Annotated in this window: 10 protein-coding genes and 1 pseudogene; 2 read left to right on the top strand and 9 right to left on the bottom strand. The window is 73.1% G+C overall.

The window, feature by feature from the left end; all coding sequences use genetic code 11:
- The 9 genes and pseudogenes from ACK42S_RS13570 to gspG form a co-directional block, all read right to left on the bottom strand.
- Window positions 1–331, bottom strand: a pseudogene (locus ACK42S_RS13570) (type II secretion system protein GspD); the annotation flags it as partial.
- Between the two features lie 2 nt (window positions 332–333).
- Complete coding sequence (gene gspN / locus ACK42S_RS13565; RefSeq protein WP_409708463.1) at window positions 334–1275, bottom strand: type II secretion system protein N; 942 nt, start codon at window positions 1273–1275, stop codon at window positions 334–336.
- Window positions 1272–1775, bottom strand: coding sequence for a type II secretion system protein GspM (gspM, locus tag ACK42S_RS13560; protein WP_409708460.1), 504 nt, complete (start codon window positions 1773–1775; stop codon window positions 1272–1274). The genes gspN and gspM overlap by 4 nt, the downstream gene beginning before the upstream one ends.
- Window positions 1772–3028, bottom strand: coding sequence for a type II secretion system protein GspL (gene gspL / locus ACK42S_RS13555; RefSeq protein WP_409708457.1), 1257 nt, complete (start codon window positions 3026–3028; stop codon window positions 1772–1774). Before gspL ends, gspM begins: the two co-directional genes overlap by 4 nt.
- A 176-nt stretch (window positions 3029–3204) precedes the next feature.
- On the bottom strand, window positions 3205–4155 hold the full coding sequence (gene gspK / locus ACK42S_RS13550; RefSeq protein WP_409708454.1) for a type II secretion system minor pseudopilin GspK: 951 nt from the start codon (window positions 4153–4155) through the stop codon (window positions 3205–3207).
- On the bottom strand, window positions 4152–4763 hold the full coding sequence (locus ACK42S_RS13545) for a type II secretion system protein J (RefSeq protein WP_409708451.1): 612 nt from the start codon (window positions 4761–4763) through the stop codon (window positions 4152–4154). Before ACK42S_RS13545 ends, gspK begins: the two co-directional genes overlap by 4 nt.
- A gap of 1 nt (window position 4764) precedes the next feature.
- Window positions 4765–5127, bottom strand: coding sequence for a type II secretion system minor pseudopilin GspI (gene gspI, locus ACK42S_RS13540; RefSeq protein WP_409708448.1), 363 nt, complete (start codon window positions 5125–5127; stop codon window positions 4765–4767).
- Window positions 5124–5564 carry a Tfp pilus assembly protein FimT/FimU gene (locus tag ACK42S_RS13535; RefSeq protein WP_409708445.1) on the bottom strand — a complete coding sequence of 147 codons (441 nt, stop codon included), beginning with the start codon at window positions 5562–5564 and terminating at the stop codon, window positions 5124–5126. Before ACK42S_RS13535 ends, gspI begins: the two co-directional genes overlap by 4 nt.
- A 101-nt stretch (window positions 5565–5665) precedes the next feature.
- A complete protein-coding gene (gene gspG / locus ACK42S_RS13530; RefSeq protein WP_409708442.1) occupies window positions 5666–6118 on the bottom strand; it encodes a type II secretion system major pseudopilin GspG in 453 nt (150 codons plus the stop codon).
- 126 nt (window positions 6119–6244) lie between these two features.
- Here gspG and ACK42S_RS13525 point away from each other — a divergent pair, with 126 nt between their 5' ends.
- Together ACK42S_RS13525 and ACK42S_RS13520 are read left to right on the top strand one after the other, a co-directional pair.
- Window positions 6245–6727: a type II secretion system protein N gene (locus ACK42S_RS13525; protein WP_409708439.1), complete on the top strand. Its 483-nt coding sequence runs from the start codon at window positions 6245–6247 to the stop codon at window positions 6725–6727.
- A 26-nt stretch (window positions 6728–6753) separates the two neighbouring features.
- The coding region (locus ACK42S_RS13520) for a Crp/Fnr family transcriptional regulator (RefSeq protein ID WP_409708436.1) at window positions 6754–7289 on the top strand (536 nt) is incomplete at its 3' end.

The following is a 7289-nucleotide window of genomic DNA, read 5'->3' as shown; positions in this document are numbered from 1 at the left end:
CCTCGACCTCCACCACGGCAAAGCCCAGGCCGCGCAGCGCGGCCAGGAAGCTCACGTAGGCCTCCGAGCGGCTCATCGGCTGCTCGCTGTACAGCGTCATCTGTCCCTTCACGCGCGGGTCGATGACGAACTGGCGGCGCAGGATCAGCCCCATCGCGCGGGCCACACCGTCGATCTCGGCGTTGACAAAGTTCAGTGTGACCTGGCCGGCGGCCTCGGCGGCGGGCTGCTGAGACCGCGCGACTGGGGTGGTGCCCGGGGCAGGGAGGCCGGCGCCCAGGGCCGCACACAGGACCTGGGTGCCACGTCGGGCCAGAGGAGTGCGTTTCATGCTCATCCGATCGAGATGACCGAGCGTGCGCCGTCGCGCCGCCCGATGATGTTCAGGAGATTGTCCAACGCGTCCTGGAAGCCCTCGCCGGCGCGGGCCTCGCCCCGGAAGCGTACGCCGCTTGGCCCCCAAAGGCCATCGCCGCTGAGCTGCAGCGCGCCTTCGCGCGTGGACAGGACGATTTGCACCTGGCCCTGCTCGTTGCTGAACAGGCTCAGGCGGTAGCTGCCCAACTGGCTGAGCGTGACCAGGGGCGAGGAGGCATGGAGGATGTCGAGGTCGGCGCGGCCCTGCACCAGCCAGCGCCCGGCCGTGCCTTGCAGCGTGAGGCCGGGGCTGGACAGCCGCAGCGCCCCGCCGAGCTTCAGCGTGTTCCACGGCGTGCCCAGGCCGCCGAGGAGGGCACTGGGCCACTGGCCCGTCCAGCCCCCCGGCTGGGGCTGCAGTTGCACCGACAGGCGCGACCAGCCGAACTGCACGCGCAGGCCCACTTCACCGTTCAGACAGCACGCCTGGCGCAGCCGCACCATCGCGCCCAGCCCCTCGGGCCGCAGCGCCCAGTGCAGGCGTCCGGGCAGGGCGGTGGCGTCGCGGCTGCCCGGTCCGCCGGACAGCACCAGCACCGCATGGCCGTTCCAGACGGTGCCCTGGGCCTGGGCCAGCAGCACGCGCTGACCGCTGGCGGTGGCCACCGCCGAGGCCAGCCAGGTGGCCGGAGCGAACAGCAGCAGCGCCAGCAGCGCGCCGGTGACGGCCCCGGCCCAGCCCCAGCGGCGCAAACTGGCCTGGCGGGCCCGCGCGGCCGCACTGGCGGCCGAGTCCAGGCGGGAGTTCGGGAAGCGCGAATGGCCGAAACGCGAGGCTCCGAACTGCGAGGCGCGAAAGCGCGAGGCTGCCTGGCGGGCCTCGCGCCAGCGTCCCAGGCGTGCGGCGAGCCAGCTCATGGGGCCTCTGCGCCGAGCACCAGCACCACGGTGCCGTTGTAGCCGTTGCCGCTGCGGGTGAGCTGCACATCCACCGGCCGGGCCCGCGCGGCGTTGCGCGCCTCGCCCAGCCAGGCCCACAGCACATCGCCGGGCAGGCCCTGCACGACCAGCGTGGCCTGCTGCCCCTGCAGGTTCAGGCGGGCCGCCGGGCCCAGCCGCTCGGTCGCGGCCTGCAGAGCACGCGCGGCCTGGGCAGCCGCCACCGTGGGAGCCTCACGCAGGTCGCGCGCCTCCTGGGCCAGGCGCCGCATGTGCTGCAACTGGGTGCTCACCTCGGCCAGGCGTTGCGGGGTGTCGCGCAGCGTGCGCAGGGCCGGCTGCAGCCCCACCCACCACAGCAGCGCGAGCAGCACCAGCACACCGGCGAACCGCACCAGGCTGCGTTCACGCTCGTCCAGCGCGCTCCAGCGTGAGCGCACCTGCTGCTGCCAGTGTTGGCGCCATTCCTCCAGCGTCATGAACGCCCTCCCACGGCACGCCGCACGGTGACCTGGGGCCCGTTGCGCTCCACCACCCAGCCCTCGGGCTCGAGCTGCCGGGCGAGTTCGGCAACGGCCTCGTCGGGCCAGTCTCCCACCGCCACGGTGAGCTGACCGGGCTCGAAACGCAGCCCTTCGAGCACCCGGCCTTGCGGCCAGGCGCCGGCCACCGCCTGCAGCATGGGTTCGAGATCGGTCTCCCCGGGACGGCCGGCACGGGCGCGCAGCAGCTCGGTCTCGCGCTGCATCTGCACCGGCGCGTCGAGCACGGCGCGCACCTGCGGGAAGGTGGTCTGCAGCAAGGCGACCTGCTCGGCGCGCAGCGCCTGCAGGTCGTGGCGCTGCTTCCAGGCCCAGGCGTTCAGGCCCACGAGCTGCACGCCCAGCAGCGCCGCCAGGCCCAGCCGCACGGGCCGCCAGGAGGGCCCTCGGAAGGTGTGCCAGCCCTTGCGCAGCGCCCGCACGCCGCGTGGGCGGCTGCTCAGGTCGAACTGGCGCAGGTTCCAGGCAGACTGCGCCGCCTGCAGCGCTGCCTCGGGGCGCGGCAGCACCTCCACCGGCTGGCCTAACAGCTGTTCGGCTGCGGCCACCGCGGCAGGTTCGGCGCTCCACAGGGAAGCCAACGGCTCCTCGCCGGAGCCGTTCAGCCAATGCCGCACCAGGCCGCCCGCCGGGCGCAGCACCAGCACCCCGTCCGGGCGCGACCACACCACACGCAGGGCCTGGTCATCGGACGGGTCGGCCAGCTCGAAGTACCCGCGCGGAGGATCCCCGGGCTCGGCCTGGGGGACGACCCGGTCGACCACGATGCCGGCGGCCTCCAGCGCGCCCAGTTGCAGCGTGAGCCAGCCGCGGTGCGTCGCCACCACCCAGGTCGGCGCGGTGGCCGACGCCCCGGGGGCAACGGCCAGATGGGTGTCCTCCAGGTCCTCGAGCAAGGCCTCCTCGAGCAACCCGGCCAGGGCGGCGCGCAGCCGGGCCTGCGGGGCCTTGGGTAGGCTGACCTGGTGCCAGGCGAGATCGACGGCCGGGGCCACGGCCACGACCGTGTCGGCGCGCGGCATCAGCGCCGGGGCACAGCGTCCGTGCCGGCCGACCAGGACACCGTCGCGGCTGAGCACGTAGTCGAACTCGGCCGGCGCACGCAGTGCCGGAGCCGCTTCGCCGGCGGCAGCGGCGTCGCGGGGGCCCAGGCGCGGGCGCGGGGCCAGCGAGATGACGAGCAGACTCATACCGGGAGAACCATCGGTTCGATGCAGGGCCCGCGCCCGCCCCGGGGCGGGCGCCTCTGGGCAAGCCTCAAGGCGTTTGAAATCAATGCATTATGCGCATCCCTTCACCCCCGGTGTGAAGAAATGTCGCGGGTGGTCCCTGGCGGGCACCCCCGGGCCCATGAACGAGGGGGCGTTCAGCGGCCCTCGCCGAGCACCAGGGCGCTGCGTTCCCGCCACAGCGAGACCACCTGCAGCCCCCGTCGCTCGACCAGCGAGCGCTCCTGCACGGCCCGCTGGTCGATGCGCAACTGCCCCACCACCTCGAAGAAGTCCGAACTGACCCCGACCTGCTGATCCGACAGGTTCGTGCCCGGCGGCAGCAGCGGGGTGGCTTCGCCCGCACTGCGAAACGGTGTGCGCTGGCGGTGCTGCACCAGCCGGTCGGCGCTGGCCAGGTCCACCCCGAGCACCGCGGCCAGCACCTCGCGTGAAGCGGTGTTCAGGTTGACCGGCGTGGGCCGCGGCAGCACGGTCAGGTAGGGTGAGAGCCGCTGCACCGTGGCAGCCTCCAGCCCGAGCCAGCCCAGCAGCTCCGGGGTGGGTGGCATCAGGGGGCGGTCGGCGGGGGCGTCCTGGCCGGTGGGCAGCGGAGCAAAGCCCTCGGCGAGCACCTCGACCGTGCTCGCGTCCACATGCAGCAGCTCGCACAGGCGTTCCAGCGCCTGCCGGTGTGGCAGTGCGGCATCGGCAGGCTGCGCCAGGTTGGTGAGGTTGAAGCGGGCTTGCAGGTCGCTCAGTCGGCCGGCCAGGAAGGCGTCGGGCGCGGCATCGGTGTCTGCCGGGCCGGCGGCCAGGAAGGTGGAGAGCCGGGCCTCGGCCAGCGGCGTCGCCCAGGGCTCGGACAGGTGGTCCACCGAGCCGGAGCGGCGGTCCTCGCGCAGAATGAGCCGGGCCCAGTCCAGCGCGCCGGTGAGGATCCACGACGACTGGGCGCGACTGCGCTCGGCCGATTCGATCTGCACCGAGCGCCACTGCCGCCACAGCATGCTGCTGGCCAGCGTGGCCACCAGGGTCACGATGATCATCGCCGTCAGCAGCGCGGCCCCGCGGGATGGTCGTCGGCGCATGGTCGGCTGGATGCTCATTCGGCCCTCAGTCGCAACACGACATCGCGCGTGACCTCGCCGGACAGGCCCGACTCGGGCGTCAGTGTCAGCACCAGCCGCACGCCCTGGGGCAGGGCCTGGGTGCGCGGGTCGCCGGCCGACTGGTCTCCGGTGGACTGCGGGTTCGTCCAGGCGTTGTTGCGCCAGAAATAGAGCTGCCACTGCCCCACGCCTGGCAAGGCGGCCAGGTCGCCCGGCTCGCCGCCCAGCAATTGCAGCGAGCGCATCCAGGCATCCTGCAACTCGGCGCGGCGCGTCACCGGCGCGCTGGCCCAGCGGTGCCATTGCCGACCCCGCAGGGTCCACACCACCATCTGCACGCCTTGTTCGCTGCGCCGCGTCAGCCGTGCGGCGCTGCCATCAAAGCTCAGGGCCGGCACCAACCGGGTGTCGTGCAGCGCGGCGAGATCGGCCTCCCACTGGGCCAGCACGGTGTTCAGGCGCAGCACCTGGTCGAGCCGGGCCTCGGCGATCTCCTTGGTGCGCACGATGCCGTCCACCCCGCGCCAGGCCAGAGCGGCCACGATGGCCAGGATGGTGACGGTGACGAGCACCTCGATCAGCGTGAAGCCGTGGTGCCGGCGCATCTCAGTACCGGGGCAGGATGGTCGACAAGCTCACCAGCGGCTGCCCTTCGGGCGTGCTGATGCGGGCATCGACGCGGCGGAAGTTGGGGTTTGGCGTGGGCCGGATCTGCAACTGGCCCGTGTAAGCCCGTCCAGCCTGCTCGCAGGCGAAGCTGACGTCGCCCACCGAGGGGAACTGCCGTGCCAGCACCAGGCCGGCGAGCTGGTTCTCGGCGCACCATTGCGCCGCCATGTTGTCGCTCAGGCGCTCAGCGTTGCTGCTCAGGGCCCCGGCCGCCTTGACGCCTGCCGACAGCGCCAGCGCCACCACGGCCAGCGCCACCAGCACCTCGACGAGCGTGAACCCTCGCGGCGAGTGCTTCATGGGGCGATCGCGAAGGCCTGCAGGCCGTCGGTGGCCACGGTGAGGCGCCGATCCTCCAGTGCGAGCGTCACGCGCTGCGCCCCGATCAGCGGGTCCGGCCCGAGCGTCAGCCCCCCGGCTCCGTAGGCCTCGGCGCGCACCCCCTCATGCAACCAGTGGGTGGGCAGCGCCAGGCTCTCGGGCAGGCCGACGAAGCGAAAGCCCCCGGCCGTCGGCACCCAGCGCACCGCCACGCCGGAGGCCCGGGACTCGACCCGCGCCGACTCCAGCAGCGCCGCCAGGCGCTCGGCCTCGCGTTCCAGCGCGGTGGCCTGCGGGTCGCGTACCGCCAGGCTGACGGTGCCCACCACCACCGCCATCAGGCTCACCACGATCAGCAATTCCAGCAGCGTGAAGCCGCGCCGGGCTGCACGAGATGGGCGACGCTCGCCAAGCATCTCAGCCCCGTGCACCCCACCAGCCCTGCGAGCAGGCGCCGCGGAGCCGGCCGCGCCGATTCCCGACGGCTGGCGCGCCAAGCACACAGGGCGTGGCACATTCACTGCCAGGACCCGATGTCCGCGTTCAGACCGTCCCCGCCGGCCTGGCCGTCGGCCCCGAAGCTGAACACGTCGATCTCGCCACGCACCCCGGGGTTCAGGTACTGGTAGGGGCGCCCCCAGGGGTCGTTGGGCAGCTTGTCCAGGTAGGGCTTCCAGTTCGGCGGGATCGGGGCCGTGGTGGGCTTGGCCACCAGGGCCTGCAGGCCCTGCTCGGCCGTGGGGTAGCGCTGGTTGTCCAGTCGGTAGAGCTTGAGCGCTTGCATCAGGTTGTTGACGTCGGTGCGGGCAGCCGTCACGCGGGCGTCGTCGGCGCGGTCGAGCACGTTGGGAACGATCAACGCAGCCAGGATGCCGATCACCACCAGCACCACCATCAGCTCGATCAGCGTGAAGCCGCGGTGCAGGTGACGGGCGGCGCGATGGCGCCAGGAAGTCAGGGTCGAAGTCATGGGTCTCGCAGATTCAGGGTCCACCAGGAGGGTTCGGGACACGGCGGCCCCCGTGCAGCATAGCGCGAGCGCCACACCCCGGGTGACAACACGTCTGCCGGGCAGGCCTTGAATCATAATGGGCTGATGTTCGCCAAACTCGGTGCTTTCGTCGTCTGGGCCCTGGCCGCCGCCAGTGCGACGTTCTGGGCGCTGCGCCTGGGCAGTTCGCCGCTGCCCGTGCCGTCGCATGCCGGCACCGTCGTGGCGCAGTCCGGCAGTGCCGCCTCGGTGCTGCGCCTTCTGGGGGGCGGCCCCCGAGCGGCCAGCCCGGCCGCCCCCGGCCCCAGTGCGCAGAGCAGCCGCTTCAAGCTGCTCGGCCTGATGGCCCCGGCGCCCGGCAGCGCGGGGCCTGGCGTGGCGCTCATCGCGGTGGATGGCAAGACGCCGCGCGCCTATGCGGTGGGCCACGCCGTCGATGGCGAACTCGTGCTGCTCAGTCTGGGCCACCGCAGCGCCGCTCTCGGCCCGCGCGACGGGACGGTGGCCCTCACGCTGGAACTGCCGCCCCTGCCAGCCCCCCAGACCGGCACCCTGCCGGTGGCGCGCCCCGAGGGGCCAGCCTCCTGACCGTTGGGCACCGCCACCCCCTGCCCATGGACCCACCGGCCCTTTCCCCTGCCGAGCGTCCCGGGCGGGCGCAGTGGCTGGCGGCCTTGCAGCCGCATCCGCCGTTCTCACAGATGCAGCCGGCACACATCGAGCAGCTTCTCGACGCCGCCACCTTGCTGCGTTGCGTGCCTGGCCAGGTGCTGCGCCGCCCCGAGGACGGGCCGGTCCACACCTTGTATGCCGTGTTGGCCGGGGCGGTGACCGGCCGGCGGGGGCTGGCCGACCTGGAGGCCACCGGCTTCCAGTACGAGGGCGGCGATGTCTTTCCGGTCGGCGCGTTGATGGGGGCCCGGCCGGTCACCGCCACCTACACCGCCACCGAACCGGGCTGGTGCCTGCTCATCCCGCGCGAGGCCGTCGATGCGGTGGCGTCGGCGAGCCCGCCGTTCGCCGGCTACCCCGGCGGGCGCATCCTGCAGTACCTGACCCTCTCGCGCCGGGCCGTCCAGGCCGACGCGGCCTCCCAGACCCTGGCCGAGCAGTCCTTCGAGACGGCGCTGGGCCATCTGGTGCGCCGGCA

The sequence above is a fragment of the Caldimonas sp. genome (genome assembly GCF_046289365.1).
Lineage (GTDB): Bacteria > Pseudomonadota > Gammaproteobacteria > Burkholderiales > Burkholderiaceae_C > Caldimonas.
The sequence above is the reverse complement of the archived record's forward strand: the minus strand, read 5'-3'. Positions and strand labels throughout refer to the sequence as shown.

Coding starts and splice junctions, on each gene's coding strand:
- ACK42S_RS13535 (WP_409708445.1), bottom strand. CDS start 5,564: ATGCTTGGCGAGCGTCGCCCATCTCGTGCAGCCCGGCGCGGCTTCACG.
- gspN (WP_409708463.1), bottom strand. CDS start 1,275: ATGAGCTGGCTCGCCGCACGCCTGGGACGCTGGCGCGAGGCCCGCCAG.
- gspK (WP_409708454.1), bottom strand. CDS start 4,155: ATGAGCATCCAGCCGACCATGCGCCGACGACCATCCCGCGGGGCCGCG.
- gspG (WP_409708442.1), bottom strand. CDS start 6,118: ATGACTTCGACCCTGACTTCCTGGCGCCATCGCGCCGCCCGTCACCTG.
- ACK42S_RS13525 (WP_409708439.1), top strand. CDS start 6,245: ATGTTCGCCAAACTCGGTGCTTTCGTCGTCTGGGCCCTGGCCGCCGCC.
- gspI (WP_409708448.1), bottom strand. CDS start 5,127: ATGAAGCACTCGCCGCGAGGGTTCACGCTCGTCGAGGTGCTGGTGGCG.
- gspM (WP_409708460.1), bottom strand. CDS start 1,775: ATGACGCTGGAGGAATGGCGCCAACACTGGCAGCAGCAGGTGCGCTCA.
- ACK42S_RS13545 (WP_409708451.1), bottom strand. CDS start 4,763: ATGCGCCGGCACCACGGCTTCACGCTGATCGAGGTGCTCGTCACCGTC.
- gspL (WP_409708457.1), bottom strand. CDS start 3,028: ATGAGTCTGCTCGTCATCTCGCTGGCCCCGCGCCCGCGCCTGGGCCCC.